Below are 25,242 nucleotides of genomic sequence, written 5' to 3'. Positions count from 1 at the left end.
AAAGGAACGACTGGATAGGGGAACTACAACAGTCCTACATCCATCCCGGGCTTACCCGTGGCCAGCTCCACCTTCAGGATGCGGCCACCCGATTTCTGGATGCGCTGCTGCTCCCGAAACCAGTTGTCGTAGGGCACCAGCTTGGTGAAGTAGGTATTTTGCAGCTCCCGCTGAGTGCGAATCCGGGTTTGGCTGGGCACACAGGCCGTGATCTTAAACATGCGCATGATATGGGATCCCTGCTCAACAACGAAATGGGCTATCTCGACCAGCAGAACAGGCGACTCACCTCAGAAAGCTCGCGTACCGCAGATAGCACACCAGATCCCTGTGGCAAATCGCCCGTCGTGCTCGTTGGACAATGAACCTCACGCCGAGGCAATGACGCTGGCAGTTAGCTCAGGCCAGAGCAGATGTAATCGAAGTACACCCCCATTTCCTTGCCGGCATCGGCACCCACCAGAGCGGCAGTCACTTCTTTCATGGCTTGGATGGCCTGGATGGTGGCCCCAATGGGTACCCCCAGCGAATTGTAGGTTTCCTTGAGTCCGTTCAGCACCCGCTCATCCAGAATAGAGGGATCCCCGGCCAGCATGGCGTAGGTGGCATAGCGCAGGTAGTAGTCCATGTCGCGGATGCAAGCGGCATAGCGACGGGTGGTGTACATGTTGCCACCGGGACGGGTGAGATCGGAGTACAGCAACGCCTTGGCAGCAGCATCCTTGACGATGGTGGAAGCATTGGCAGCAATGGTGGCAGCCGCCCGCACCCGCAGCTCGCCCGTGGCGAAGAAGGCTTTCAACTTCTCCATAGCCGAGCTGTCCAGATACTTGCCTTGGACATCGTAGCTGTTGATCACAGCGGTAATTGCGTCTTGCATGATGAGCTTCCTAAATCCAAATCGGTGAACAGCAAAAGGTTGTGCGGCAAGAACAATGAGGGACTAGCCCATTGCCCCTACCACAAAGTCGAAGTAGTAGCCAGCTTCAGCCGCATCGTCAGGAGAGAGCAGACCCATGGCCACCTGCTTCATTTGACGAATGCTCTCGGCCACCGCCGGAATGGGTGTGCCCAGGGAGTTGTACATCTCGCGGACACCCACCAGGCCGATCTCTTCAATCGGGGTGACATCGCCGGCAATGATGCCGTAAGTGATCAGGCGCAGGTAGTAGTCCATATCCCGCAGGCAAGTCGCCGTCATCTCTTCCCCGTAGGCATTGCCCCCCGGAGAAACAATGTCGGGGCGCTTCTGGAAGAGTTGGTCGGCAGCTTGTTTGACGATGCGCTCACGAGACTCGGTCAAGACTTGAGCAATGCGCAACCGCTTCTCGCCCGAGGTGACAAAGGACTTGATCCGATCCAGTTCCCCCGGGCTGAGGTAGCGGGCCTCCGCGTCCGCGTTCACAATCGATTTCGTAACAACACTCATGGATATCCATCCTCAAGTCGATTTTTTAAAGAGTATGACGAGCATACCCGCAAGCTATTTTCCGATATGCTTGCCGTCTGCCATCTCAGATCTTCACACTTCTTAAAATCTCTCCCAGAAAAGGGCCGTCCCGCTGGCGCGACCAGTGTTGCGTAGGTCTTTCAGAGCGGACAGTCTCATTCCCGCCCCGATGGGACAGTTCCTTCCCCAAAGTCCGGCAAGAGAGGGATACAATCTTAACGTTAGAATAAAGGAGAATGAAGGTTGAGTTGCCAGGGGATCCCTGCAGGCTTGACTTAAGACATGCGTTGAGGTTGCGATGACGGATGCCTCTGGGTCAGAACGATTGAAGCGAGCGAAAAGCATTTCTGAGGGTACGCCCTCATCTCTTCCGGATCACCTGATCCGGGCCACGGCGGCAGAAGGCAAAATTCGGGTGGTGGGCTTGGTGTCTACCCAGGCGGTACAAGAGGCACGGGAACGGCACAAGCTGTCCTATGTCGCGACGGTGGCTCTGGGGCGGGCCATGAGTGCAGCCCTGTTGCTAGCGGCCAACCTGAAGCGGCGCCAGGCGCGGATTAACCTGCAACTGAAAGGAAATGGCCCCTTGGGCAACATCTGGGTAGATGCCGGCTTGGATGGCACGGTACGCGGGTATGTGAGCAACCCCGCCATTGAGCTTCCCCTCACTGCCGAGAGCAAGTTGGATGTAGGCCAAGCCGTTGGGCGCTATGGCTACCTACACGTGCTGCGGGATCTGGGGTACGGCCAGCCCTACACCAGCGCGGTGGAGCTGGTTTCGGGAGAGGTGGGAGACGATATCACCTACTACCTCTCCTCCTCAGAGCAGATTCCCTCGGCAGTCCTTCTGGGGGTAAACCTTGACTCGCAGCGGGTACGTGCCGCCGGTGGGGTGTTGTTGCAACTGATGCCAGGGGCGCCGGCCAGTCTGATTCCGGAGATGGAGGCCCGTTTGGCCAAAGTGGAAGAGTTTAGCCCGATGTTGGCTTGCGGCGGCGGCTTGCGGGAGCTGTTGCAACTTTGCCTGGGCGACCTGGATCTGAAAATTGCGCCGGAAATGCGCACCATCCGCTTCTACTGCAAGTGCAATTCCGACCGGGTGAAGGGGGCTCTGCGCATGTTGGGGCGGGACGAATTGCTCGATATGATCCACACCGATAAGGGGGCAGAGGCAGTTTGCCACTTTTGCAACGAGGTTTATCGCATCTCAGAGGATGAGCTGCGCTCGATTGTGGCGGAGATGTCGGCCACCCCCTAATGGCAAAATGATGGCCAACTACGGGATCCTCATTGTTTTCTGACACCTCTCGATGTTGTCTGAGCCCCCGGTTGAGTTGGTTGAATTATCGGTTGTTGTCCCCTGCAAAAATGAGGCGGATAACCTGGAACACCTGTTTGAGCGTCTGCGGCAGACCTTGGATCCTTTAGGGATTCCCTACGAGATCATTTGTGTCAACGATGGCAGCCAAGACGACACACTGGAAAAGCTGATCGCCTTTCACCATCAGGATCCCCGCATCAAAGTGGTGAACCTTTCCCGGTGTTTTGGCAAGGAGATCGCCCTCACCGCCGGCCTCGATCACGCCTCTGGCAACGCTGTCGTTCCCATCGATGCCGACCTGCAAGATCCGCCGGAGCTGATCCCGGAGATGCTGCAGCAGTGGCGGCAGGGCTATCAGGTGGTTTATGCGGTGCGCCGCAGCCGCCAAGGGGAAAGCTGGCTAAAACGCTTGACTGCCAACGGGTTTTATTGGGTGATCGATCAACTCAGCCAGGTGCGGATCCCGCGCAATACGGGGGATTTTCGACTGCTGGATCGGCAGGTGGTGGAGGCGATTAAGCAACTGCGGGAGCGCACCCGCTTTATGAAAGGGATCTTTGCCTGGGTGGGCTATCGTCAGGTGGCCATCTTTTACGATCGGGCTCCCCGTTTTCGCGGCAAAACCCAGTGGAACTATTGGCGGCTCTGGAACCTGGCCTTGGAAGGGATCACCTCCTTCAGCTCCTGGCCCTTGCGGGTGTGGAGCTATTTGGGTCTGGGGATTTCCGTGCTGGCTTTGCTCTACGGTCTTTTTCTGATCATCCGCACCTTGCTCTTTGGCTCCGATGTACCTGGCTATGCCTCTTTAGCGGTGATGATCTTGTTTTTGGGCGGGATCCAGCTGATCAGCTTGGGCGTGATTGGCGAGTATTTAGGCCGCGTTTTTGAAGAAGTGAAAGGCCGCCCCCTCTACCTGGTCGATGGCACCTTTGGGTTTGAGACCCCACGACCTTCCCCTGCCCTAGATTCAGTACCTACGCAAAAGCTAGGATGAAAAGTCATCTTTCAGAGTTTTGGATCCCGAGGCAGCATAACTTTGGTACTCGCGTATAAAGATATCTTTCATCTCTTCTGGAGATAGCTGGATCCCTTGGATTTTGGCGCGGGCGATGGCCTTCATCAGCTCGATATAGGCCAGGCCCAGAGAGAGAGTGAGGGTGGCTGCCGTAGTGGATTGGATAGCGCTGCCTACAATCCCCGGGCCGGGAATCATCTTCAGCAAGTTGGACACAATCGTTCGCCCGATTGCTGTTGTAATTGTAGTGCCTGCCAAAGCGGCTATCAAAGAGTAGTAAAAAGAAGGGGAAGCCTCGAAGCCAAAAATAAAGCTGATATTGGCAATCATGCCTGCTTGGGCTGTAACCAACAGAGGGGCATCTGCAAAGGGAAGGGGCACTGCCCCGATAAACGCTGCACTGGCCACATAGCCTGATACGTACTTAAAGGCAGCCTCGGCTTTGAGATCCACCCGCAGCAATTGCTGGCGGATAAAGGCAAGGCGAGCCACTTCCGGCAAAAGCTCTAGCGTGCAGCCAATTAGGTGCTCCAGCCCGTGGGCAGGAATGGTAATTTGCCGGTTAATCGCCTTGTTGCGGGCCAAAACGGGAACAATGTAGCGGACAGGCAAATTTTGATGCTGCAAATACCGGAAAAACTCGCTCTCTTCAGGATTGGGATATTCCAAGCATTGGGTTAAGACCAAGATGACGGGAACGTCTTTGAGTTCCAACTCCTTTAGCCATTTGCGTTCAACTTCCTCCAACCGCTTCAGTTCGTGGTGGAGGCAGTACCAAACAACATGGATGTGATGTTCAGGATCCTTAAAGCGCAGCTCCTCGATAAGCTGGGAAACCTCCAGGCGAACTTGCTGATTCTGTTCACCGTCTAGTTCCATGCCAGGTGTATCGTAGATGGTGATTGGGCAACCTGGCTTGGAATACTGACGAATGTGGCGGGTGACGGGGCTGCCAACACCGGTACGGGCCAGCTCATCTCTAAACACTGCATTGACCAAGGTGCTCTTGCCCACCCCGCTTTTGCCAATGACCAGGATGTTGCAGTGGCCCAACTCTGTCTGCGCCTCTAGGAGGTCCTTCTGTAGTATCTGAGACACCGAATTCCAGAAAGACTTAAAGGCTTCTGGCTTCTCGAGAGATTCAGAAGCTTCTGGGATGCCTCGGGCACGGTCAACCGTTTGGCGGGTTAGGTCAATCAGTTTGTCCAGAAGGGATGGGCTTTTCTGAGACATGCTTCTTGCTCTGGCTTCCTCGAGGCTGATAGCCCCACAAGGGTAGCCCAGGGGGGATCCTACCGCCAAGTTTCTTCCTATACAGGAGACTGCCCCAGCAAAGAGCAAATCTGTCCGCGCCCTGATCCCACTCCAAAGGGATCTGCAACAACGGGCTTATTGAGAGTTATTCACAAGAGCCATTTTCTGCACTATGCTAGACTTGGAGATAAACACCCAAGGATCCCAGGCCCGCTATGGCGGGCAGTTTAGGATTCGCAGCTCCTCTTAACTTGTGCTGGAGAATTTTATGTACGAAACTTCAACCCTGCGCCAGTCTTTCAACAGCGTGCGCGACAATCCTGTCTTGCTTGGCACTGAGATAACCCAGCCGGTTTGCGAGGGGATGAACGCCCTGCTGGCCAGCTTTCAGGGGCTGTACTTGCAGTACCAGAAGCATCACTTCGTGGTAGAAGGCACTGAGTTCTATCCGCTGCACCAACTCTTCAAAGATCACTACGAGCAGGCGAGGGAGCATGTCCACGACCTGGGAGAACGCCTAGAAGGGCTGGGAGGTGTGCCGGTAGCCAGCTTTGCCACCTTGGCCCAGCTTTGCTGCTTTACCCCTGAGCCAGATGGAGCTTTTGAGGCACGGCAAATGTTGATGAACGACCTGGCGGCAGAGCAGGCCATCATCGATCTGCTGCGGCGGCAGGCAGCCCAGGCGGAGAGCCTTGGGGATCGGGCCACCCGCTACCTCTACGAGCAGATCCTGTTGAAGACAGAGGATCGCGCCTTCCATCTCCATCACTTCCTGGCCAACGACAGCCTGGTCTTTGGCTTGATGAACGGCAGAGCCTAGCCAGAAGGTCCACAGGTGGGCTTGAGCCTGCCTGGTTTCCGACCTCTGGCTTTTTTTTGAAAAGCTATTGAGAATTTGTTTCATCTCTTCACTATTCTTTACTCTGAGGTGCTGATCCCGGCCATGAACCCCGTCTTTCTGGACTCTGAGCGCGGCTATCTCTTGAACATTCCTCTGGGCGAGCGCTGGCGCGTTGGTCGGCGGCTGATGGAATTGGGGATCCCGGCAGTTTGTACGGGAGATGGCCGTCTGCGGGTGGAGGCGAGTACTCCGTTGGCCGTTCTACAGGTGCGCAGCGTGATCCGTCAGCACACAGCGCGACGACAGGAGCTATTGGATGGCCTAGAGGCTTGTTGGCAGCTCAACACGGAGGCTGGGGGTCAAGATGAGCAAGTTTCCTAAGCAAGGGATCCCGTTTGAGTCGGAAGGCCGGTTTTTGGGATTTCTTCCCGATAAAGACGGCAAGCTCAAGTACCTGCGTTGGCAAGCCGGAGCGGACGTTTTTTCCGGCAAGATCCCCAAGCCCCTGCGTTCTGCCCTTTACCGCACCCTCAAACCTGGCGATGCGGTGCAGATCTCGGGGGAGCGAGAAGTGGATCTGCACAAAGGGCGAGAAAAATGGGTGCTTTACCGGGTGGTTCCCCTCGGAGAGAAGGCGGAGGGTATGTCTTTGACGACAGCTCCAGCTTCCGGGGGTGAGACGGAGCCGGTTGTCCCAAAGGTCAAAGGTAAGGTGCTGGTCTGCCAGAAATCCGACTGTTATCGGCGGGGGGCCGGAGCGGTGATGCAAGCCTTGAACTCCCATTTGGCCGCCTACTCCGGTTCGATTTGCGTGCAGGGGGTGGGCTGCATGAAAGATTGTAAACGGGGCCCCCATGTGGTGTTTATGCCCGACAAGGCTCGTTATAGCGGCGTTTCCCCCCAGGGGATCCCGGCTTTGTTGGAGCGGCATTTTCCGCTTTCCTCGCCGCAACTCCAAGAGGTTGAAGCAGCAGCTTCTTCCTAACGCCCATGGGATCCCCACCGGCGAACAGCTCTGTGAGGTAGGCACAAAATCAAAGGGTGCAGCAGGAGTTTTCCGGCAAACCTAGGCGGAGCGAGATCCGGATTGCCGGGTGGTACAAAGGATCCCTGCTGTGTGATGCTGAAGACAGGGCTAGGCGAGGGGAGGGAACAGACCTTGCGGGTGGGGATCATCGGCACTGGCTATGCCGCTCGCTCACGGGCTGAGGCAGTGAGCAAGGATGGCCGAGCGCAGGTTGTGGCGATTGCCGGTCGACATCCAGAGCGGGCAAGCTCCTTTGCGGCTGAATTTGGGGCGGTGGCCTGTCCAGATTGGCCTGCTCTGCTCCAGGATCACCGGCTGGATCTGGTCTTTGTCAGCACCATCAATCGGGATCATGCCGCCATGGCCCGTGCTGCTCTGGAGGCCGGGATCCACACCGTCGTGGAATATCCCCTTGCCTTGAGCGCTGCCGAAGCACGTTCTTTGGTGCAATTGGCAGCCGAGCGGCAGGTGCTGCTGCACGTCGAACACATTGAGCTGATCAGCGGCGTCCACCTGTTGCTGAAACGAGAGCTGGAAGGGCTGGGCAAGCTCTTTGCCGTCCGCTACATTACCCTCACCGCCGCCCACCCCGCCCCCGACCGCTGGACCTATCGGCCTGAGTTGTTTGGCTTCCCTCTCATAGGGGCTGTTTCTCGCATCCACCGCTTGGTGGACTTGTTGGGCAAGGTGGAACGGGTGAGCTGCCAACTGCGCTACGACGGGCCGGACCTGCCCCACCGCTACAGCAGTTGCTACTGCACAGCCCAACTGAGTTTTGCCAATGGGTTGCTGGCGGTGTTGACGTATGGCAAGGGGGAATCCCTGTGGTGTTCCCAACGGCTGTTGGAGTTTCACGGCCAACGGGGGGGCCTGTTGATCAACGGCGAAGAGGCAATGTTGTTGCGGCCCGGCAGCGCCCATTCTCTAGAGACGGGATCCCGCCACGGCCTCTTCGAGCAAGACACCCGCATGGTGCTGGATCACCTGCGCCACGGCAGACCCCTCTACATCAATACCGAAAACATGCTCCACGCCCTGGCAGTGGCCGAGGCAGCCGAGCGATCTGCCCAAACCCAGCAGGTGGTTCCCGTTCAGGATTGATCCCAGAGTCAAGACCCAATTAACCAACGGCTCCAGCCCCCGCAAACACGCTGCCGATGCGGCGCATCGCCTCTTCCACGTTGGCGCGGCTGTTGAAAGCTGACAGGCGCAGATAGCCCTCTCCGGCGCTGCCGAAGCCAGAGCCGGGGGTACCCACCACATGGCAGGTGTGCAACAGCTTGTCGAAAAACTCCCAACTGCTCAGCCCAGCGGGTGTTTTCACCCAGACGTAGGGGGCATTCACGCCGCCATAGACTTGGATCCCCACCTCGGCCAATTGCTCGCGAATGATGCGGGCATTTTCCAGGTAAAACTGCACCAGACCTCGCACCTGCGCCTGCCCCGCTTCGGAATAAACTGCCTCTGCCCCTCGTTGCACAATGTAGGACACCCCGTTGAACTTGGTGGATTGGCGGCGATACCACAAGCTCCACAGATCCACCCAGGATCCATCGGCAGCTTGCCCCCGCACAGACTTGGGCACTACCGTAAAGGCGCAGCGGGTGCCGGTAAACCCAGCGGTTTTGGAAAAGGAGCGGAACTCAATAGCGCATTCCCGCGCCCCCGGAATCTCGTAGATGGAGTGGGGGATCCCAGGCTCGGTGATGTAAGCTTCGTAGGCGGCGTCGAACAGGATCAAGGAGTTGTGGGCACGGGCATAGTCCACCCAGTTCTGCAGATGCTCCCGCGTGGCCACTGCACCTGTGGGGTTATTGGGGAAGCAGAGGTAGATCACATCCACCTTTTGGCTGGGCAGGCTGGCGGTGAAGTGATTTTCGGCGGTGATGGGCAGATAGACTAGGCCCTCATATTCGCCGCGTTCGTTGGCTGGCCCTGTATGGCCCGCCATCACGTTGGTGTCCACATAAACCGGATAGACGGGATCCGTGATGGCAATGGTGTTGTCGTGGCCGAGGATATCCAGGATGTTGCCGCAGTCGCACTTGGAGCCATCGGAGACGAAGATCTCGGAAGCATCGATATCGCAGTTGCGAGCTTGGAAGTCGTGCTGGGCAATGGCCTGGCGCAGCCACTCATAGCCTTGTTCTGGCCCATAGCCGCGGAAGGTGGCCCGTTCCCCCATCTCTTCCACCGCCCGGATCATGGCTGTCCGACAGGCTTCCGGCAGCGGCTCGGTGACATCGCCAATCCCCATTTTGATGATCTGAGCTTCGGGATGGGCGGCGGCAAAGGATTGTACCCGTCGGGCAATTTCAGGGAAAAGATAGCCGGCTTTGAGCTTAAGGAAATGGTCGTTGATCCTGGCCATGGAGATTTGCCGAAGAGGAGTTGACATTCCCCCCTAAAAGCAGGGGATTCTTTCAAGCGCTCCGCGCCGCCAGAGGCGAACAGCGCTATGGGCATGGAGCTCATTCTCTGAGGTGTTGGGGAACCAGCGCAGGAGGCCGGTGGGTTTGAGCCACAGACCTTTCTTGCGCACCACGCGCCAAAAGGCGACGAGGGCTCTGAAATACAATTCTCCAGAGGCCAAAGCCAACTGGTGCAACTGTGGGAAAGTCGCTGACTTCAGCTCCGGACGCAATACACTGACTTTCACCAGTGCCTCGAGAAAGATCATAGCGCTCTGTGCCACCAGAGGCGTTCGCGAAAGCATCGCGTAGCGATAAAGCAAAAGCCGCCCTACTGGCTTGCTAAGGCCTACGGCCCGCCAAGGCGAACCGCGTAGCGGTAAGTCGGGGCTTGTTCGTTTTAGCAGCGCGGAGCGCCGAACCCGGTTTTCCTGGTCAGCCGGCTTGGCGTTGCTGCTGCAGCTCGGCAAAGGCCCGACAGAAGTCTTCCTGTTGGATGACCAGGGTTTTGGCATCCACCGACTCTGAGGTGGCCCGGTGGCGACGAATGGCAGCGATGGCGGCGCGGTTGCTGAGCAGGGCGAGGTCGGCACCACTCCAACCTTCGGTTTGCTCAGCCCACCCTTGCAAATCCACATCGGGCCCCAGGGGACGCTTGCGGTTGTGAACCGCCAAAATTTCCCGTCTCCCGTTGCGATCTGGCAGCTCCACGCTCAAGTGCAGCTCCAACCTGCCGGCCCGGGTGAGGGCGGGATCCAAACTGGCCTTGCGGTTGGTGGCGGCCACCACCAATACCCCTTGGCTGGGGCGGATCCCGTCCAGCTCTGCCAGCAGTTGCCCCAGAACGCGGTCGCTGACCCCACTATCCCCGGAGTAGCTGCCTCGCGCCGGGGCCAGGGTATCGATCTCGTCGATGAAAATCACGCAGGGGGCACACTGCCGAGCACGGGCAAACAGCTCCCGCACCGCCTGCTCGGAGGATCCCACCCATTTGCTGAGCAGCTCCGGGCCGGAGACGGCGATGAAGTTGGCCTTAGCCTGGGAAGCGATGGCTTTGGCCAACAGGGTTTTGCCAGTGCCAGGGGGGCCGCTGAGGAGGATGCCCTTGGGTGCTTGGGCCTGAGCCTGCTCGTACAACTCAGGGTGCAGCAGGGATCCCTCGATGGCCTCTTGCAAAATCTGCTTGGCGTGATCCAAACCGCCAATTTGATCCCAGCTCACCTGTGGGGATTCGATCTCCACCGAGCGCAGCACCGCCGGCTTCACCTGTTGCAGAGCCTGTTGAAAATCTGCCGCCGAGACCGTCAACGAGTCGGGGATGGGGGATCCCAAATCGGGCACCTGCCGCCGCAAAGCTGCATAGGCTGCCGCCTGACACAACCCCCGCAGATCTGCCCCCACAAAGCCCAAGGTCTGATCCGCCAAGCTGTCCAGATCCACATCCTCCGCCAAGGGCATGTCGCGGGTGTGGATGGCCAAGATCTCCCGCCGCCCCTCCCGATCCGGCACCTTGAAGATCACCTCCCGGTCAAAGCGCCCCGGTCGCCGCAGAGCCGGATCCAAAGCCTCGGGCCGGTTGGTGGCTGCCAGCACCACGATCCCTTTTTGGGCCACAAATCCATCCATCAGCCCCAGCATTTGGGCCACCAGGCGTTTTTCCACTTCCCCCTCGACGGTGGCGCGGTTGGGCACCAAGGCATCGATTTCGTCAATAAAAACCAGACAGGGAGCCGATTTGGCCGCCTTTTCAAAAAGCTGTCGCAGGCGCGCCTCCGCCTCGCCGTAATACTTGCCGATCAGTTCCGGGCCAACAATGGCAATGTAATTCACCCCCAAGCTCTCGGCCAGGGCACGGGCGGTGAGGGTTTTTCCGGTGCCTGGGGCTCCCACCAACAACACCCCGCGGGGCGGATCCAATCCCAGCTTGGCCAGCAGATCGGGCCGCTTGAGGGGAAGCTCTACCATCTCCCGCAGGATTTGCAACTGTTCTTTCAGCCCACCCACATCCTTGAGACGTGGCCCAGCCCAAGACTCTGCGCGGTCGGCAGAAGTTGATGGCGAGTCGGACACAGCAGCCTGGGATGGTTCCTGAAAGCGGGTTGCAGACACCACTCGGGGCTCGCTGCTCCAGGGGGGATCCCCCGTTTGGGCATGGCTGCGGCGGCGAGGGATGGAGCCGGAAGGGGGGATAGAACTGCTCAGGGGACGGGTTTGGATGCGGACTTCGGTTCGCAGTTCTCCACTTTGCTTTTTCTCATCCAGCTTCTGAGCCAGCTCGATCAACTGCTCAATGCCCTGTACAAAGTCGCTTAAATTGGCCATAGCCGGGATTTTCCATCCACACACGTTATCTGAAATTGACCCGCCAGAGGTGCTAACTCATCCCCTGCCTGGCCAGCTCAGGTGAGGAGAGTTCCACGGCCAGATGCCCAGTATGATACCCTTCACTGCGGCTGCTGTCGGCGTTGGGCCAGGAGAATCTGCTCTCGGATCCAGCCCAGCCAGGGCTCCAGCCCGACGCCCGTCTTGGCAGAAAGACAAAAAATCGGCACAGAAGGGTTGATCTCGCGGATGTTGGCCTGGATCCGCTCCAAATCCACCTCTAAGACAGGAACCAGATCCACCTTGGTGATCAGTAGACAATCCGCCTCTCGAAACATAATCGGGTACTTGAGAGGCTTGTCTTCCCCTTCTGTGACGCTGAGCAGGGCTACCTTGGCGTGTTCCCCCACCTCAAACTCCGCCGGGCAGACCAAGTTGCCGACATTTTCCACCAGCAGCAAATCCAGTTGTTGGGGATCCAGCAGTGCTTCCAATTGCCGCAAGCCCCCGGCCACCATGGCCGCATCCAAATGACAGGCCCGCCCTGTGTTGATGGCGATCACCGGGATCCCGTAGCGACGCAGCCGCTCCGCGTCCAGTTGGGTCGTCATGTCCCCCTCGATCACCGCCAGGCGCAGCGAGTCAGCCAGAGCGGCCACGGTTTTCTCCAGCAAAGAGGTCTTACCCGCCCCCGGCGCGCTCATGAGGTTCAGACAGGTCACCCCCCAGGCATCAAAATGCTCCCGGTTGTGGTCGGCCTGGTGTTGATTGGCGTGGAGCAGGTTAATCCCCAGATCCAAGACTTGGTGCATAGCACAACCCGCGTTGCAGTTGAGGAGAAACAGCTCTAGCTGCGGAAAGGGCTGGATTCGGCCACCGTAGGGGTGGGAGAAGGGCCGGCGGAGAGTTTGCGCACCTCTGAGCAGAAAGAGGCCATGCTGAAGCCGCCGAACCGCTTGACAGTGCTGGCCCGCAGGCGCAAGTTGGGGCTGGCAAACCAAATGCGCTCTTCCGATTCGGTCATCTCATACTGGGTGTAGAGGGTGAGGGCACCATCGGATCCCATGACATAGGTACCGGCCACCGGCACTTTCTCGGCGTAGCCCTGATCCCGCAGCAACTGCCCGCGCATGGGATCGGTCTCATCGGGGATAGGTACCAGCACCACATCTCCCTTGTACTCTTCGTTATCCCACTCCTGCTCGCCATCCCACTGCACCCGCGCTGCTCCCACAGCTCGTCGGGGATCCACCTTGAACAACTCGCAAACCCGTATGACTGCCGGATCGGTTGCCGAAAGCGTTGCAATTTGGACTCTCGACCTCCCCCCCTCAGAGCGGCGAAAAGCCAAATGATGGCTGGTGCGCTGGCACATCCACTCCCCGGCACTGAGGGCAAAAAACTCCATTACGGTCATCATGGCCGACGCGGATCCTCATCGATGGAACAGGGTTCGCCGATCTTAGCTTGCACGGCAACCCTCAATCTTGCCGATCTTGCCGACTTTGGTGTTCGCGCCAGAACTGCTCCGCAAAAGCCACCGTCGGGTGGAGAGGGGCACGGGGTTTGCTGCGCAGGGGCATGTTGGCTTCTTCAGGGGTGCGGTTGCCCTTGCGTTGATTGCAGCGTTCGCAAGCCGTCACCACATTGTCCCAACTGTGGGATCCCCCTTTGGAGAGGGGCACGACATGATCCAAGGTCAGATTGTGGGTGCTGCCACAATACTGGCAGGTGTGGTGATCCCGCCGCAAAACCTCCCGCCGATTCACAGGGGGCACGCGCCAAGCGCGCTCTTTGCCCTTGATGGTCAGGCGAATATGTTCGGGCACTTCAATGACCTGGCTGGGGGAGCGCACCTTCCACACCGGCACATCCATCATCGAGAGCGGTTCGGCTTTGCCTGTTAGCAGCAGCACGATTGCCCGCTTGATATTGACCCGGCTGATGGGCAAATAGTTTTGGGAAAAGACAACGATCGACTGTTCCAGAAGGTGGGTAGCGGCAGTCATGGCTCAGCTCTTCCTTTTGCCGCCATTCTCCTGAGGAATCTTGCGAATGGCAAGCTTTTCCCCACCGCCATCGACACCGGCAGAGCTCAGACATTCAAGAGTTTCTTACGATCGCCAGCCGGACAGATGGGCTAGTATCCGGGTGATGGTTGGATCCCGTACCGCCCATGACTTACCCGCTGCACGTCGCCCTGGTTTGGCACCAACACCAACCCCTCTACAAAAGTCCGGTGGCGGGTAAATATCGCATGCCTTGGGTGCGCCTACACGGGATCAAAGATTACCTGGACTTGGTGTTGCTGTTGGAGCGCTATCCCCGCCTGCACCAAACGGTCAACTTGGTGCCCTCCCTGATTGTGCAAATCGAAGAGTACGTAGCCGGCTCGGCTTTTGATCCTTACCTGGAACTGACCTTATCCCCTGTCGAAAAGCTCAGCCCCGATCAACTGCGCTTTGTGGTCGAGCGTTTTTTCGACAGCCACTACCCCACCATGATCGAGCCCTACCCCCGTTACCGGCAGCTCTACAACCAACGGGAATCTCAGGGGGTGAACTGGTGTCTGCAGTACTGGACTCCGCAGGACTTCAGCGATCTGCTGGCCTGGCACAACCTGTCTTGGTTTGATCCTCTCTTTCAGGAGGATCCTGAGATCGAGGGCTGGATTAAGATGGGATCCGGTTTTACCCTGGCGGATCGGCAACGGATCTACGCCAAGCAACAACAGATCCTCGGCGCTATCCTGCCCCAGCACGCCAAACTGCAGAGCAGCGGCCAACTGGAACTGACCACCAGCCCCTATACCCACCCCATCTTGCCCCTGTTGGTGAGCGAGCGCTCGGCGCGGGTGGCTCGGCCAGGGTTGCCTTTGCCTCGCTACCCCTTTCACTGGGAGCAGGATGTCCACAGCCAACTGGAGCGGGCTAAGCAGATCTATCGGGAGCGCTTTGGCCGCGAGCCGCGGGGCCTGTGGCCTTCCGAGCAATCCGTAAGCCCTGCCATTGTGCCGATTGTGCAAAAACAGGGCTTTGAGTGGATCATCTCCGACGAAGGGGTTTTGGGGTGGAGCCTGGGTCAACCGTTTCACCGCGATGGGCAGGGCCACATTCTGGAGCCGGAGAAGCTCTACCGCCCCTACCGCCTGGAAACCGAGCGGGGGGATCTGGCCATCGTCTTTCGGGATCACCGCCTTTCGGATTTGATCGGCTTCAGCTACAGCGCCATGCCCGCCGATGCTGCCGCCAAAGATCTCATCGGCCATCTGGAGAGCATCCGCAACCGCCTGCCCCAGGAGCAGCCCTGGCTGGTTACCATCGCTCTGGATGGGGAAAACTGCTGGGAGTACTACCCCCAAGATGGCCGGCCCTTCTTGGAAAACCTTTACACCCGCCTCAGCCAGCACTCCTCCCTGCGGCTGGTGACCGTTTCGGAGTTTCTGGATCAGTTTCCGCCCACCGAGTTTTTGCCGGCAGAGCAGCTGCACAGTGGCTCCTGGATCGAGGCGGACTTCACCACCTGGATTGGGGATCCCGTCAAAAACCGCGCTTGGGAGCTTCTGGCCCAAGCCCGTCAGGTGATTCAGGATCATCCCCGGGCCAATCCCCAAGCCTGGGAGGCCCTCTGGGCCGCCGAGGGATCCGATTGGTTCTGGTGGTTTGGGGCAGGCCACTCCTCCGCCCATGATGCCGTTTTCGACCAGTTGTTTCGGGAGCACCTGCAGGCGCTCTACACTGCTTTGGGAGAGGCGGTGCCGACCGTGCTGCAATTTCCCCTGGAGGATCATGACGGCCTAGGGGATCGCCTGCCGCAGGGGTTTATCCACCCGGCCATCAACGGTCGTCCGGCAGAACGGGAGTGGAGCCAAGCGGGGCGGGTGGAGATTGGAGCGGCCCGAGGCACCATGCACCGCAACAGCGCCGTTCGCCGCCTCTGGTACGGGTTTGACCACTTCAACCTCTATCTGCGGCTGGATTTTAACTCGGTGGTGCAGCGGCCCAGGCAATTGCTGGTGCTGTGGTTCTATCCCAACCGCGTCACCGTCAACAGCCCCATTCCCCTGCAGGGGTTGCCGGCAGAAGCCCCTCTCAACTACCACTACCGCCACCTGTTGCGGTTGTCACTGCCGCCTCCCGGCACCGGCCAGCATCCGGCAGAGGTGCAAGCCCAGCTCTTGCAGGCAGGGGAGTACCACACCTGGCACGCCATCGGCCATCAAGTGAAGGCGGTGGTGGATGCCTGTTTGGAGGTGGCCATCCCCTGGAGCAATTTGGGCGCCCAGCCGGGTCAGGAGCTGCAATTTGTCATCCTGGCCGCGGATGGCGAGACCTTTCAGGAAGGGATCCCGCCCAAGGCCACCATTGCCCTGCGCAGACCCTGAGAGTGATGACCAGCAGAGCTTCAAGTTATGTCGCGCGATCTCTATCCCCCCATCGAGCCCTACGATCAAGGTTTTCTGGCGGTTTCCTCCCTCCACACCCTGTACTACGAGCAGTGCGGCAACCCGGCAGGCAAGCCGGTGGTGTTTTTGCACGGGGGGCCTGGAGGCGGGATCGATCCCATCTACCGGCAGTATTTCGATCCCAGCCGCTGGCGGGTGGTGCTGTTCGATCAGCGGGGCTGCGGGAAAAGCCGCCCCTATGCCGAGCTGCGGGAGAACACCACCTGGGATCTGGTGGCGGATATCGAGAAGTTGCGCCAGCATCTGGGCATTGATCGCTGGTTTGTGTTCGGGGGCAGCTGGGGCAGTGCCCTTGCCCTGGCCTATGGGCAAACCCACCCCCAATCCTGCCTAGGGTTTGTCTTGCGGGGCATTTTTCTCTTGCGCCCTTTTGAGCTCCGCTGGTTTTACCAGTCGGGGGCCGGCTACTTTTTCCCCGACGCTTGGGAACATTACCTGGAGCCGATCCCTCCCGAAGAGCGGGATGACCTGCTGGCAGCCTACCACCGCCGCCTCAACGACCCAGATCCCCAGGTACGGCTGAGGGCAGCTCGCGCCTGGTCCGTCTGGGAGGCCAGCACCAGCAAGTTGATCCCCAGCCCAGAGCTCATCGAGCGCTTTGGTCGGGGAGAGTTTGCCGAGGCCTTTGCCCGCATTGAGTGCCATTACTTTGTCCACGGCGGTTTTTTGGATCCCGAGGATCAGTTGCTGAGGGGAGTGGGGCGGCTGCGCCATCTGCCGGCTGTCATCGTCCAGGGACGTTACGACGTGGTGTGCCCTCCCATTTCTGCCTGGGAACTGCATCAGGCTTGGCCAGAAGCAGAGTTTCGGATGATCCCCGATGCTGGCCATTCCATCACCGAGCCCGGAATCCGCGCTGCCCTGCTGGAGGCCACCGATCGCTTTGCCGGTTTGTGAGCCCCGCCGAGCCAACCCAGTGCTGCCAGGGATCCCAAGACTTGAAGAATTGCTACAGGAAGGCCGGCAAAACCTCGGGAGCCAGCCCAGAAGCACGGCCAAGCCTATCGACAGTTGGCGATTTTGGGTTTATCACTGAGGGAGGGGCGGTGCAAGCTGCCCACACCTGGCTGGTGCATCCACCCAAGTGCTTCGCGGATTCAAGCTCATTTCTACTTCACCGTTTCCAGGGTCGAACCATGCAGAAACCAACCCATCTGTTCAAGCTTGCCCTAGCCCTGCCCATCTCCTTCTTGCTGGCAGATGCAGTTGTGGCCTACCCCTGCGGCTCGGTTGGGGGTGAAGCTTACAATCCCTACAGCTCCACGGTTCAGGTCAGCAGCGACGCCAACAGCTTCGGGGTTCAGTGGTCGCCTGCCTCCTCTGCTGTCGGCAACGGCTTCATTGGAGTTGCCATTGAAACGGTGAACGGCGAGCAGGCTCAGAGCGCCATCAGCCGTCGTCTGTTCGGCCCCGCACTTCGAGTTCAAGGGGTGCAGGTGGTCGGCCTGCTCCAAGACGGCCCTGCTCAACGAGCTGGTTTGGCCCAAGGCGATATCCTGATTGGCGTGGATGGGCAGCGGGTCACCTCCGTGCAGCATGTGCAACAAATCATTCAAAACACCCCGGTGGGCCAATCGGTGCCGATTACCTTCCGTCGCGGCGGGCAGGTGCTGTCAACGGTGGTTGTGGTGGGGGATGGCCGGGTGTTGCGCCCCTTGATGCTGCAGCAGCAGTGAGGCTTGTCGGGATCCCTACCCGGAGACCTCCGTAAATGCCGATGGGAGTTTCAGGATGGGCCGTCTGGGCAGTTTGTGCTCTTAACGGGCTGCTGTTTCTGGCTCTGATCGCCCTTATCCCCATCATCTTGAGCCTGCGCTCGGCTCTTGGGGTTACGGAGCGGGCCATGGCTGATTGGCGAGAAGCAGCTCAGCAGGCTTTGGCTCCCACCCCGGCTGAGTTGCTGCGTCTGCGAGACCGTCTGCGCGAGAGTCGCCGTACCCTTGACCGCTGGCAGCGTCGTTTGCAGTTCTGGCAAGGGATCCGCAGGGTGGCCGTTTGGCTGCGGCGCAGGCTTTGATTGGAGAGGTATGGATAGCAACCGTCCTGTCTCCAACCCCATCCGGTTGCAGGTCATGGCCAACGCTCTGGCGGGGATCGCCGAAGAGATGGGGGTGCGCCTCATCCGCGGTTCATACTCGGCCAACATCAAGGAACGGCGGGATTGCTCCACAGCTCTGTTTGACGCGCAAGGGGCCTGTATTGCCCAGGCGGCCCACATCCCGGTACATCTGGGGGCCCTCTCGCAGGCGGTGCGGGCGGTGGTGGCAGCCGACCCCTGCCCCGGAGATGTGTTTGTCCTCAACGATCCCTACCAGGGGGGATCCCATCTGCCGGACGTCACGGTGGTCGCAGCCATTCCCGGCTGGCGGGATCCCGACCGGATTTGCGCCTATGCCGTGAACCGTGCCCATCATGCCGACATTGGAGGGATGCGCCCCGGCTCCATGCCCGCCGACTCCAGCGAAATCTGGCAGGAGGGGCTGGTGATCCCGCCGGTACGGCTGGCTAGGCTCTCTCTGGAAGGAGCGTTGCACTGGCAAGAAGATCTGCTGCGCCTAATTCTGGCCAATGTGCGCAATGCCGAGCAGCGGCGGGGGGATTTGCAGGCCCAAGTGGGGGCCAACGGGGTTGGGGTGAGCCGGTTTCGGGAGCTGCTGGCCCGCTTTGGAGAAGAAGAGGCTTGGCAGTTGATTGCGGGGGTGATCGAATACAGCCGCCGACGGATGCGGGCGCAGATTCAGGCTCTGCCAGATGGGATCTACACCGCTGAGGACTGGTTGGAGGGCTACGGGGATCCGCCCGAACCCATCGAGATCCGGGTGCAGGTGGAGGTCAGGGGCGAGAAGCTGCGGGTGGACTTCACCGGTACCGCTCCGGCCATGGCGGGAAACCTGAATGCGCCGCTGGCCGTCACCCGCTCGGCAGTGTTGTTTGCCCTGCGTTGTCTGTTGGATCCCACGGCCCCCAGCAATGTCGGCTTGGAGGATCCCATCGAGATCGTGGCGCCGCCCGGCTGCTTGGTGAATGCCCAGTTTCCGGCAGCAGTGGTGGCGGGCAATGTGGAAACCTCGCAGCGCATTGCCGATGTGGTGTTCAAAGCTCTGGCTCCCGTGGCCGGATTGCGGAGCATCGCTCAGGGGCAGGGCACCATGAACAACTGTGTGCTGGGCAACCGCCACTTCACCTACTACGAAACCCTGGGAGGTGGTCAGGGGGCCAGCCGGCAACGACCGGGTTTGGACGGAGTGCATGTGGGCATGAGCAATACCCTCAACACCCCCATCGAGGCTCTGGAGCTGGAGTATCCCCTGCGGGTACTGCGCTACGAGCTACGCCAGGATTCCGGCGGCCATGGTCAACAGCGGGGCGGGTGGGGACTGATCCGATCCATCCAGACTTTACAAGATTGCACCCTCTCCCTGCTCACAGACCGGCGCCATTATGCCCCCCAAGGAGAACAGGGGGGTGGGCCAGGCCAGGTGGGGATCAACCTCATCAATGGGGATCCCCTACCCGGCAAAATCAGCCGACCCCTAAAAGCGGGCGACGTAATCACCCTCTACACGCCCGGCGGCGGAGCTTGGGGCTCAAGCGAGGATGAGCAGGCTCCCGAACCCAGGTAGCGCAGGTGGTCAAGAAACAACTGCTCGCAGCGGCGGATCACCTCATCGCGATTGGCGAAGTGCTCCAGCCTTTGCACTTCTTGACCCTTCTCAAACAAAATTAGGGTTGGCAAAGAGCGCACCCGATAGCGGCGCGGCAGCCAAAAATTGTCGTCCACATTCACCCGCAGCACCTTGACCGCCCCTCCCCACTCGGCTACGAGACGGTCGGTAATCGGCTGGATGAAGCGACACAGGCCACACCAAGGGGCGCCGAAATCCACCAAAACCAACCCGTCACTTGTCAAAAGTTCTTGATTAAAAGCATCTAATGCAACTTGCAAGATCATCGCCCCCAAACTAAAGAAGTTCTTTGGGATCATGCTACCAGGCAACTCGGCTGGCTGCAGAAACCATTTGTGGATGGAAGGCGTAAAGAATCACTACAAAGCTGAACACCCCCAAATAGGCCCAGCGCAGAAACTCTCGCGGGCGCAGTTGCTGTCGCTTCTGCAGAATGGCCAAGCCGGGGATCACGGAGGTGCGCGCCTTGAGATCGCGGAAGGCCTGCCCGTATTTCCGCTCCAGGCGGTGATCCCCATGCCAAACGGCAAACAGGTGGTAGGCAATGAGCCCAAGCGAGGTCACCACCATAAAGCTGGAGCCAATCCAAAGGGTATGGGCTACACACCAGATCACCTGGCCCACCATTTGCGGATGACGGGTGATGCGGATGATCCCGGTCTCAAACAGGTGGATCTCCGGCTTGCGAATGGCGGCGATCTCCAGCAAGTTGAAGGTGGCCGGATACAAGAAGAAAAAAGAGAGGGCAGACAGAAGAGTAACGGTGGTTCGGATGCCTGGGACGGCTTGGAGATCCCAGAGAATCACCCCGTCGTAGCGATGGTTAAAAAAATAGATCAGCAACAGTGGTGCCAAACTGAGGCTCACCAGAGCAAAGAAGATGCGGTACAGACGGGATCCCAGCCAGCTTTCCCCCCAGGGCCGCAAGTAGGCTAATCCGCTGTGAGCACAGGCAAACCCCAAGATCAGGGCTAACATTGTCCAATGGGATCCGTACTGGCCTAGCCTCTGCAGAAAGTCGCTGAAGGGCGTGAACAGCATCTTTTGGATGACTCCTCTGGTGTTGCTGTGGCTTATGCTTAAAAATAAGTTACATTAGGTTCCCCATGCTCAAAACTTTTTTTCGGCGTCTTGTCAGCCTGCTCCTGTCTGTAGCCCTTTTGCTGGGATCAGGGAGTTCAGTTGCTCAGGCTGCCCGTCTCACCGGCAAGTATTACGAAGACAGCATGACCTTGATTCAAACCCTGCGCACCGTCCTTTCCGAAGGGGATCCCCTGATGAACCCAGAGGAGGCGCGAGCGGAAGCCATGCAAGCCATCCAGGAGTTTTCTGGGCGCTACCACGGCCATCGCTACGACAAGCTGCAGTCTTTTACCACTTTGCGCACGGTGTTTAACACGCTGGCCTCCCAGTACCGCACTTCCAACCGGCCTCTCAACCCCGAAAAGGTGGAGCGGGTGCTAATGCAACTGGATCGGGCCGAATTGGCCCTGCGCCGAGAAGGTTGAGCTTTTTTAGATCTCCGAGATCCAAATCACAGGCAAATCTCCTCGCTGTGGCCAAACTGTTCCCAGTCCCCGGAAGCCAGCATCTCCTCAGATGTCTTTTGTCAGATGTCTTTTGGAACCTGAAGAGGAAGAGTAAGGCTTTCTTGCTCATTTCGATTTTCGATTGAGGACTTGGGAGGTTGTGATGGTCAAAAATCGTTGGGCTTTGATCCCGCTGCTGCTGATGGTTGGGGCTGTTGCTTCTCACCCAGCTTGGCTCCTGTCTCTCCCAGCCCAAGGACAGGTCGTTGGGGCTGTCGAGGAGGGATCCCCGGGCCCCTTTTTTGCAACGGATGGCCTGGCCCTGCGGGGCTATGACCCGGTGGCCTATTTCATCGACGGCAAGCCGGTCAAGGGATCCCCAGAGTATGAATGGGAGTGGGGAGGGGTGACCTGGAGGTTTGCCAGCGCCGAGAATCGGGAGCGGTTTCGCAACGACCCAGAGCGCTTTGCCCCCCAGTACGGCGGGTTTTGTGCCTGGGCCGTGGCCCACAACTACCTTTACCCGGTGGATCCCTTTGCCTGGAAAATCGTCGATGACAAGCTGTACCTGAACGCCAACCAGCGGGTACAGCGCAACTGGGAGCGCGACATCCCCGGGTTGATCAAGAGGGCAGATGCCAACTGGCCAGCTTTGAGAAGCCGATAGGCCCAAGTCCCTCTGGCCTGGGGTTCAATGGGCGAGGCGCAGGGTCACCTTGATGCCAACTCGGTAGGGGCCGCTTTCGCAGAGTTCCAGCTGGCCTCCCATTTCTCTCAGGAGCCGCTCGCTTACCCGCCAGACGGCACAGCCCTCTGTTTGAATGGGCACATGGCATCGCCCCTCAAGGTTCCACCCCAGGCACAGTCGCCCCTCTTCTTCTGCGGTGGGATAGGGGTGCAAAGCCATCGAACCGTAGCGTAGGGTGCGGATGCCCCAGCGACACACTCCCAGCAGCGCCTGTACCAAGCCGTGGGGATCCGCCCAAACGGTGAGGCTGTCGGGGAGAAGGGGCACCTCAAAGGCCGAGGTGGGTTGTAGGGCCGGCCATTCGTAGCGAATGCCCTGATCCTGGGCCTGTAGGCGAGTTAGGCTGTACACATCCTGCAGGAGGGGGCGTAGTCGGGTCGGTTCCGGTCGCAGAGGTTGGATGGGCAGGTCATGGCGAGCCAGGCGGGTGTATTCCTCAAGCAGCTTGATCAGGCGCTCTACCGCCTCTTTGGCACTTTGAAGGTATTCCCGCTCCTCTTCGGGAGAGTCACATAGATCCGACAACACCAACTGCAGGGATCCCATCTGGCTGCTGAGGGGATTGCGCAGCTCATGGCCGATGCTGACGAGCAACTCTTGTTGAAAGGCCCGCATCACCTCAGAGCGTTCAAAAGCAAATTGCCAATCCACAGCCTCTTGCTTGTCGGCAGAGGCAGCCTGCTGGGGGAGTGGATCGGGTTTGGCTGCAGGCAAGGGTTTCCTCAAGAGGTGCTCCGAAGGAAAGACGGGGGATCCCGTCGAGGTTCAGATCCTTGGGTTTGGATCTTTGAGTTTTGGACAGCGAGGACTACGTCCCGCTGAGGCAATCGGGCTGCGGCAATACCCTGTCTTATGGGATCCTACCCTTTTCTATCCGACGAAGTGGGCGCTGACCACCCGTTCAATCCCGGCCAGATCTCGGTGAACTTGGATCTGCCGATAACAGCCCCTATCTCGCAACTGCTCCGCCACCCAAGGGGCTTGGCCTCGCATCACTTCCACCGCCCAAAAGGAGTTCGGGGCCAGGTAATCCGGTGCTGCTTGAATCAACAGTCGCAAGTGGGCTAGGCCGTCTTCTCCCCCATCCAGAGCTTGTCGCGGCTCGTGCAGTCGCACCTCTGGCATGAGAGAGGCCAGCTCGGCAGAGGGAATGTAGGGAGGGTTGGAAACCAGGCCGCGCAGCCGTCCTCGCCAGGGATCCAAAGGTACAAACCAGGATCCCAGCAGCAAGTTCACCCGCTCCTGCAGATGGTGGGCTACCACATTGTCTGCCGCAACAGCCAATGCCTCTGGGCTGGAATCCACGGCCAGAAGCCGCAACTGGGGGTGCTGATGGGCCAACGCAATGGCAATCGCTCCACTACCTGTGCCCAGGTCGGCAAAGCAGGAGCCGGACGGCAGAGGGTTAGCCTGCAGCCAGAGGGAAGCCTGCTCCACCAGCAGCTCGGTCTCCAGGCGCGGGATCAGCACCGCCGGCGTCACCCGTAAGCTCAAGCCCGCCCACTCAACTTTGCCCAACAGATACTGTAGGGGGATGCGCTCTTCCACCCTTTGCCGCCAAAGGGTCTGCACCTCCTCCAGGGGATCCCCCTCCCCAGCCGGAGCGCGACCCATCAGCCGCTCCAACGGCCCCCACCCCAGCCGTTCTTTGAGCAAAATGTCCACTTCCTCGGCAGGGATCCCAACTGCTTTTGCCGCCCTCAGAGCCTGGGCGCGCCACTCTGTTAACCGCTTCACCAGAGCAGACGGGGATCCCATCAGGGGCTTAGGTTAACGCTGAGGCTGGGGACTTGCAGAAGGATTGGCAGGCCGGGCCAGGGATTGGATATACTCCAGCGCCGAGCGAGAGGGGATAAAAGCGATCTTCTGCACATCGGCCTGTGCGTCGGGAGCCAGCATACGCTCTACCACAATGGCCAGCGAGGTCACTTCAATCTGGGTCTTTCCAACTACATCCGGGTTCTGCGCTGCCGCTCGATCCAAGGCCCTCCGCAAATCGTTGCGGTCGAAGAAGAAGGGTACCACCTCATGGCCATCCTGCTCGATGGTCAGCAGCCCCTCGCCGGAGCGGCCATAGAACAGAGGCACGCCGATTGCCTCCGGGGGCACATCTTGTCCGGTTTCCTTCAGCACCTGCTTAGCTGCCTCCACATCAGAAGCCCGAGGCACCACCTCAAAATACAGATCGCTGTTCTTGGCGCGCTCCTCTTCCGATTTTTCGTAGGCATACCCCAGCGAGAGAGGCACTACCCGGGCTTGACTGGCTATCTCGGGGTTGCTGGCTTTCACCTGCTCCAACACTTGCTGGGCTTGGGCTTGATCCAGCCAGAAGGAAACCACTTGGATGGTGCGGCCATCCCGCTCCACATTGGCGACAACAGGGGTGCCGTTCTGAGACACGATGGCAAAAACAGGCACCAGATTCAGCCGTTCCGCCACCTCTTGCCGGCTCATGGGGCCTGCCGCAGCCTGAGCCAGTAGAGCACTCTCCTGAGCCCAAACGGGAGTCACAGCCAAGCCCCCCCAAGCCGTCCCGATCAGGATCCCGGCTATGCTGCTCACCTGAGCTGCACGGCGGCAGAGGAATCGCGCAGACGATACTACATTACAGCGCATCATTCTCATCTCAACTCCCGGCATCGCGCCTCGTTCTGGTTGCTATGGGGTCAGATCCCTTAAGTACTAACCAACAGCCTGGGGCAGAGCAGAAGCTGCCCAGATTAAACCTGCTCGACAGGGCCTAGGCTAGCGATGCGGCACACTCTCGGCGTTAGGATCCCGGTTGGCCATCGCTGACAACACCCCGGCACACCTACCTTGAAGAGCGCTCTTGGGCCACCCTAGAAGCCAAGGTTAGAACATCTGCTCAACCTCTGTCGAGGGGCAAAGCCCCTATTTTGGGTGGGGATCCCGCATCACCCAATACTATATACGGAGTCATTCGGAACTGATCCACACTAGATGCAGATCCGCTTGAATCATTGCATACCTGGCTCTTCCTCCAGCACGCTGCTTGTTCTGGCCTTGTTCAGTTCACCGTGCGGAGCTGCCACCGATCCCTGTGGTCAAGGATGGGGTTGTAAACTACCCGACCCTGACTGCTTCGCAGTACAGGGCGGGCTTAAGGCCTCCGGCCCGCTGGCGCGAACGGTAGCCCTGCAGTTGGCAAGCCA

28 protein-coding genes are annotated in these 25,242 nt (G+C 59.2%); 13 read left to right on the top strand and 15 right to left on the bottom strand.

All coding sequences use genetic code 11. The features are described from left to right. Window positions 1–23: 23 nt before the first annotated feature. From ACVWZ1_RS02530 to ACVWZ1_RS02520, 3 genes are all read right to left on the bottom strand, one after another. Window positions 24–227 (bottom strand): phycobilisome linker polypeptide, encoded by a 204-nt coding sequence (locus tag ACVWZ1_RS02530; RefSeq protein WP_414373364.1) that lies wholly within the window; start codon window positions 225–227, stop codon window positions 24–26. 167 nt (window positions 228–394) lie between these two features. Beyond that, a complete protein-coding gene (gene apcB, locus ACVWZ1_RS02525) occupies window positions 395–880 on the bottom strand; it encodes an allophycocyanin subunit beta (RefSeq protein WP_414373367.1) in 486 nt (161 codons plus the stop codon). Between the two features lie 63 nt (window positions 881–943). Further along, on the bottom strand, window positions 944–1,429 hold the full coding sequence (locus tag ACVWZ1_RS02520) for a globin family protein (protein ID WP_414373368.1): 486 nt from the start codon (window positions 1,427–1,429) through the stop codon (window positions 944–946). A 319-nt stretch (window positions 1,430–1,748) separates the two neighbouring features. Here ACVWZ1_RS02520 and hslO point away from each other — a divergent pair, with 319 nt between their 5' ends. Both hslO and ACVWZ1_RS02510 read left to right on the top strand, forming a co-directional pair. Then, window positions 1,749–2,708: an Hsp33 family molecular chaperone HslO gene (hslO, locus tag ACVWZ1_RS02515; RefSeq protein ID WP_414357280.1), complete on the top strand. Its 960-nt coding sequence runs from the start codon at window positions 1,749–1,751 to the stop codon at window positions 2,706–2,708. A 52-nt stretch (window positions 2,709–2,760) separates the two neighbouring features. After that, window positions 2,761–3,765 (top strand): glycosyltransferase family 2 protein, encoded by a 1,005-nt coding sequence (locus tag ACVWZ1_RS02510; protein ID WP_457466037.1) that lies wholly within the window; start codon window positions 2,761–2,763, stop codon window positions 3,763–3,765. Here ACVWZ1_RS02510 and ACVWZ1_RS02505 read toward each other — a convergent pair. Next, on the bottom strand, window positions 3,757–5,019 hold the full coding sequence (locus ACVWZ1_RS02505) for a YcjF family protein (RefSeq protein ID WP_457466039.1): 1,263 nt from the start codon (window positions 5,017–5,019) through the stop codon (window positions 3,757–3,759). The two genes, ACVWZ1_RS02510 and ACVWZ1_RS02505, sit on opposite strands and share 9 nt — an antisense overlap. A gap of 289 nt (window positions 5,020–5,308) precedes the next feature. Here ACVWZ1_RS02505 and dpsA point away from each other — a divergent pair, with 289 nt between their 5' ends. The 4 genes from dpsA (at window position 5,309) to ACVWZ1_RS02485 (ending at window position 8,009) form a co-directional block, all read left to right on the top strand. Further along, a complete protein-coding gene (dpsA, locus tag ACVWZ1_RS02500) occupies window positions 5,309–5,860 on the top strand; it encodes a DNA starvation/stress protection protein DpsA (protein ID WP_457502438.1) in 552 nt (183 codons plus the stop codon). A 123-nt stretch (window positions 5,861–5,983) separates the two neighbouring features. After that, a complete protein-coding gene (locus ACVWZ1_RS02495) occupies window positions 5,984–6,262 on the top strand; it encodes an Asr1405/Asl0597 family protein (protein ID WP_457466041.1) in 279 nt (92 codons plus the stop codon). Continuing rightward, entirely contained in the window at window positions 6,246–6,866 is a 621-nt protein-coding gene (locus tag ACVWZ1_RS02490; RefSeq protein WP_457502437.1) for a (2Fe-2S) ferredoxin domain-containing protein, read from the top strand. The genes ACVWZ1_RS02495 and ACVWZ1_RS02490 overlap by 17 nt, the downstream gene beginning before the upstream one ends. 135 nt (window positions 6,867–7,001) lie before the next feature. Then, window positions 7,002–8,009, top strand: a complete 1,008-nt coding sequence (locus tag ACVWZ1_RS02485) for a Gfo/Idh/MocA family protein (RefSeq protein WP_414408186.1) — start codon at window positions 7,002–7,004, stop codon at window positions 8,007–8,009. Between the two features lie 19 nt (window positions 8,010–8,028). Here ACVWZ1_RS02485 and ACVWZ1_RS02480 read toward each other — a convergent pair whose 3' ends face one another. The 6 genes from ACVWZ1_RS02480 to ACVWZ1_RS02455 form a co-directional block, all read right to left on the bottom strand. Further along, entirely contained in the window at window positions 8,029–9,279 is a 1,251-nt protein-coding gene (locus ACVWZ1_RS02480) for an LL-diaminopimelate aminotransferase (protein WP_414373488.1), read from the bottom strand. Window positions 9,280–9,312: 33 nt separating this feature from the next. Beyond that, window positions 9,313–9,588: a hypothetical protein gene (locus ACVWZ1_RS02475; RefSeq protein ID WP_414358425.1), complete on the bottom strand. Its 276-nt coding sequence runs from the start codon at window positions 9,586–9,588 to the stop codon at window positions 9,313–9,315. 166 nt (window positions 9,589–9,754) lie between these two features. Further along, a complete protein-coding gene (locus ACVWZ1_RS02470) occupies window positions 9,755–11,641 on the bottom strand; it encodes an AAA family ATPase (RefSeq protein WP_457466043.1) in 1,887 nt (628 codons plus the stop codon). 122 nt (window positions 11,642–11,763) lie between these two features. Next, the gene (hypB, locus tag ACVWZ1_RS02465) at window positions 11,764–12,453 is read right to left on the bottom strand and encodes a hydrogenase nickel incorporation protein HypB (RefSeq protein WP_414373376.1); all 690 of its coding nucleotides are present in this window, start codon (window positions 12,451–12,453) and stop codon (window positions 11,764–11,766) included. Between the two features lie 35 nt (window positions 12,454–12,488). After that, on the bottom strand, window positions 12,489–13,058 hold the full coding sequence (locus ACVWZ1_RS02460; RefSeq protein ID WP_457502483.1) for a phycobiliprotein lyase: 570 nt from the start codon (window positions 13,056–13,058) through the stop codon (window positions 12,489–12,491). Window positions 13,059–13,122: 64 nt separating this feature from the next. After that, on the bottom strand, window positions 13,123–13,650 hold the full coding sequence (locus tag ACVWZ1_RS02455; RefSeq protein ID WP_457466044.1) for an HNH endonuclease: 528 nt from the start codon (window positions 13,648–13,650) through the stop codon (window positions 13,123–13,125). Between the two features lie 167 nt (window positions 13,651–13,817). Here ACVWZ1_RS02455 and ACVWZ1_RS02450 point away from each other — a divergent pair, with 167 nt between their 5' ends. The 5 genes from ACVWZ1_RS02450 (at window position 13,818) to ACVWZ1_RS02430 (ending at window position 19,729) form a co-directional block, all read left to right on the top strand. Further along, complete coding sequence (locus ACVWZ1_RS02450) at window positions 13,818–16,025, top strand: glycoside hydrolase (RefSeq protein WP_414357857.1); 2,208 nt, start codon at window positions 13,818–13,820, stop codon at window positions 16,023–16,025. Between the two features lie 27 nt (window positions 16,026–16,052). Next, on the top strand, window positions 16,053–17,003 hold the full coding sequence (gene pip, locus ACVWZ1_RS02445) for a prolyl aminopeptidase (RefSeq protein ID WP_457466046.1): 951 nt from the start codon (window positions 16,053–16,055) through the stop codon (window positions 17,001–17,003). A 239-nt stretch (window positions 17,004–17,242) separates the two neighbouring features. Then, window positions 17,243–17,782, top strand: coding sequence for a PDZ domain-containing protein (locus ACVWZ1_RS02440; protein ID WP_457466048.1), 540 nt, complete (start codon window positions 17,243–17,245; stop codon window positions 17,780–17,782). Between the two features lie 35 nt (window positions 17,783–17,817). Next, complete coding sequence (locus tag ACVWZ1_RS02435; protein WP_414373389.1) at window positions 17,818–18,123, top strand: hypothetical protein; 306 nt, start codon at window positions 17,818–17,820, stop codon at window positions 18,121–18,123. Window positions 18,124–18,133: 10 nt separating this feature from the next. Further along, complete coding sequence (locus ACVWZ1_RS02430) at window positions 18,134–19,729, top strand: hydantoinase B/oxoprolinase family protein (protein WP_457502436.1); 1,596 nt, start codon at window positions 18,134–18,136, stop codon at window positions 19,727–19,729. Here ACVWZ1_RS02430 and ACVWZ1_RS02425 read toward each other — a convergent pair. Then, complete coding sequence (locus ACVWZ1_RS02425) at window positions 19,666–20,058, bottom strand: thioredoxin family protein (RefSeq protein WP_457502435.1); 393 nt, start codon at window positions 20,056–20,058, stop codon at window positions 19,666–19,668. The two genes, ACVWZ1_RS02430 and ACVWZ1_RS02425, sit on opposite strands and share 64 nt — an antisense overlap. A 34-nt stretch (window positions 20,059–20,092) precedes the next feature. After that, complete coding sequence (locus ACVWZ1_RS02420) at window positions 20,093–20,833, bottom strand: NnrU family protein (RefSeq protein ID WP_457466054.1); 741 nt, start codon at window positions 20,831–20,833, stop codon at window positions 20,093–20,095. A 65-nt stretch (window positions 20,834–20,898) separates the two neighbouring features. Here ACVWZ1_RS02420 and psb27 point away from each other — a divergent pair, with 65 nt between their 5' ends. Beyond that, complete coding sequence (gene psb27, locus ACVWZ1_RS02415) at window positions 20,899–21,300, top strand: photosystem II protein Psb27 (protein ID WP_414329352.1); 402 nt, start codon at window positions 20,899–20,901, stop codon at window positions 21,298–21,300. Between the two features lie 184 nt (window positions 21,301–21,484). Beyond that, window positions 21,485–21,988, top strand: coding sequence for a YHS domain-containing (seleno)protein (locus tag ACVWZ1_RS02410; RefSeq protein ID WP_457443243.1), 504 nt, complete (start codon window positions 21,485–21,487; stop codon window positions 21,986–21,988). 24 nt (window positions 21,989–22,012) lie between these two features. Here the strand turns inward: ACVWZ1_RS02410 and ACVWZ1_RS02405 are convergent, their stop codons facing one another. The 3 genes from ACVWZ1_RS02405 to ACVWZ1_RS02395 all read right to left on the bottom strand — a co-directional run bounded on the left by ACVWZ1_RS02405 (window position 22,013) and on the right by ACVWZ1_RS02395 (window position 24,688). After that, the gene (locus ACVWZ1_RS02405) at window positions 22,013–22,783 is read right to left on the bottom strand and encodes a sensor histidine kinase (RefSeq protein WP_414419073.1); all 771 of its coding nucleotides are present in this window, start codon (window positions 22,781–22,783) and stop codon (window positions 22,013–22,015) included. A gap of 156 nt (window positions 22,784–22,939) precedes the next feature. Continuing rightward, window positions 22,940–23,827, bottom strand: coding sequence for a peptide chain release factor N(5)-glutamine methyltransferase (prmC, locus tag ACVWZ1_RS02400; protein ID WP_457502434.1), 888 nt, complete (start codon window positions 23,825–23,827; stop codon window positions 22,940–22,942). A 12-nt stretch (window positions 23,828–23,839) separates the two neighbouring features. Beyond that, entirely contained in the window at window positions 23,840–24,688 is an 849-nt protein-coding gene (locus tag ACVWZ1_RS02395) for a Tic22 family protein (RefSeq protein ID WP_457502433.1), read from the bottom strand. Window positions 24,689–25,242: the final 554 nt, after the last annotated feature.

The sequence above is a fragment of the Thermostichus sp. MS-CIW-25 genome (assembly GCF_054060015.1).
This window is presented reverse-complemented; position numbering and strand designations above follow the sequence as displayed.

Excerpts from the sequence above, each read along its gene's own strand:
- ACVWZ1_RS02495 (WP_457466041.1), top strand. The coding sequence starts at position 5,984 with ATGAACCCCGTCTTTCTGGACTCTGAGCGCGGCTATCTCTTGAACATT.
- ACVWZ1_RS02425 (WP_457502435.1), bottom strand. The coding sequence starts at position 20,058 with ATGATCTTGCAAGTTGCATTAGATGCTTTTAATCAAGAACTTTTGACA.
- ACVWZ1_RS02455 (WP_457466044.1), bottom strand. The coding sequence starts at position 13,650 with ATGACTGCCGCTACCCACCTTCTGGAACAGTCGATCGTTGTCTTTTCC.
- hslO (WP_414357280.1), top strand. The coding sequence starts at position 1,749 with ATGACGGATGCCTCTGGGTCAGAACGATTGAAGCGAGCGAAAAGCATT.
- ACVWZ1_RS02470 (WP_457466043.1), bottom strand. The coding sequence starts at position 11,641 with ATGGCCAATTTAAGCGACTTTGTACAGGGCATTGAGCAGTTGATCGAG.
- pip (WP_457466046.1), top strand. The coding sequence starts at position 16,053 with ATGTCGCGCGATCTCTATCCCCCCATCGAGCCCTACGATCAAGGTTTT.
- ACVWZ1_RS02395 (WP_457502433.1), bottom strand. The coding sequence starts at position 24,688 with ATGATGCGCTGTAATGTAGTATCGTCTGCGCGATTCCTCTGCCGCCGT.
- hypB (WP_414373376.1), bottom strand. The coding sequence starts at position 12,453 with ATGCACCAAGTCTTGGATCTGGGGATTAACCTGCTCCACGCCAATCAA.
- ACVWZ1_RS02410 (WP_457443243.1), top strand. The coding sequence starts at position 21,485 with ATGGTCAAAAATCGTTGGGCTTTGATCCCGCTGCTGCTGATGGTTGGG.
- ACVWZ1_RS02505 (WP_457466039.1), bottom strand. The coding sequence starts at position 5,019 with ATGTCTCAGAAAAGCCCATCCCTTCTGGACAAACTGATTGACCTAACC.
- ACVWZ1_RS02450 (WP_414357857.1), top strand. The coding sequence starts at position 13,818 with ATGACTTACCCGCTGCACGTCGCCCTGGTTTGGCACCAACACCAACCC.
- apcB (WP_414373367.1), bottom strand. The coding sequence starts at position 880 with ATGCAAGACGCAATTACCGCTGTGATCAACAGCTACGATGTCCAAGGC.
- ACVWZ1_RS02520 (WP_414373368.1), bottom strand. The coding sequence starts at position 1,429 with ATGAGTGTTGTTACGAAATCGATTGTGAACGCGGACGCGGAGGCCCGC.
- ACVWZ1_RS02435 (WP_414373389.1), top strand. The coding sequence starts at position 17,818 with ATGCCGATGGGAGTTTCAGGATGGGCCGTCTGGGCAGTTTGTGCTCTT.
- ACVWZ1_RS02485 (WP_414408186.1), top strand. The coding sequence starts at position 7,002 with ATGCTGAAGACAGGGCTAGGCGAGGGGAGGGAACAGACCTTGCGGGTG.
- ACVWZ1_RS02440 (WP_457466048.1), top strand. The coding sequence starts at position 17,243 with ATGCAGAAACCAACCCATCTGTTCAAGCTTGCCCTAGCCCTGCCCATC.
- prmC (WP_457502434.1), bottom strand. The coding sequence starts at position 23,827 with ATGGGATCCCCGTCTGCTCTGGTGAAGCGGTTAACAGAGTGGCGCGCC.
- ACVWZ1_RS02530 (WP_414373364.1), bottom strand. The coding sequence starts at position 227 with ATGCGCATGTTTAAGATCACGGCCTGTGTGCCCAGCCAAACCCGGATT.
- psb27 (WP_414329352.1), top strand. The coding sequence starts at position 20,899 with ATGCTCAAAACTTTTTTTCGGCGTCTTGTCAGCCTGCTCCTGTCTGTA.
- dpsA (WP_457502438.1), top strand. The coding sequence starts at position 5,309 with ATGTACGAAACTTCAACCCTGCGCCAGTCTTTCAACAGCGTGCGCGAC.
- ACVWZ1_RS02490 (WP_457502437.1), top strand. The coding sequence starts at position 6,246 with ATGAGCAAGTTTCCTAAGCAAGGGATCCCGTTTGAGTCGGAAGGCCGG.
- ACVWZ1_RS02510 (WP_457466037.1), top strand. The coding sequence starts at position 2,761 with ATGTTGTCTGAGCCCCCGGTTGAGTTGGTTGAATTATCGGTTGTTGTC.
- ACVWZ1_RS02430 (WP_457502436.1), top strand. The coding sequence starts at position 18,134 with ATGGATAGCAACCGTCCTGTCTCCAACCCCATCCGGTTGCAGGTCATG.
- ACVWZ1_RS02480 (WP_414373488.1), bottom strand. The coding sequence starts at position 9,279 with ATGGCCAGGATCAACGACCATTTCCTTAAGCTCAAAGCCGGCTATCTT.
- ACVWZ1_RS02420 (WP_457466054.1), bottom strand. The coding sequence starts at position 20,833 with ATGCTGTTCACGCCCTTCAGCGACTTTCTGCAGAGGCTAGGCCAGTAC.
- ACVWZ1_RS02475 (WP_414358425.1), bottom strand. The coding sequence starts at position 9,588 with ATGATCTTTCTCGAGGCACTGGTGAAAGTCAGTGTATTGCGTCCGGAG.
- ACVWZ1_RS02460 (WP_457502483.1), bottom strand. The coding sequence starts at position 13,058 with ATGACCGTAATGGAGTTTTTTGCCCTCAGTGCCGGGGAGTGGATGTGC.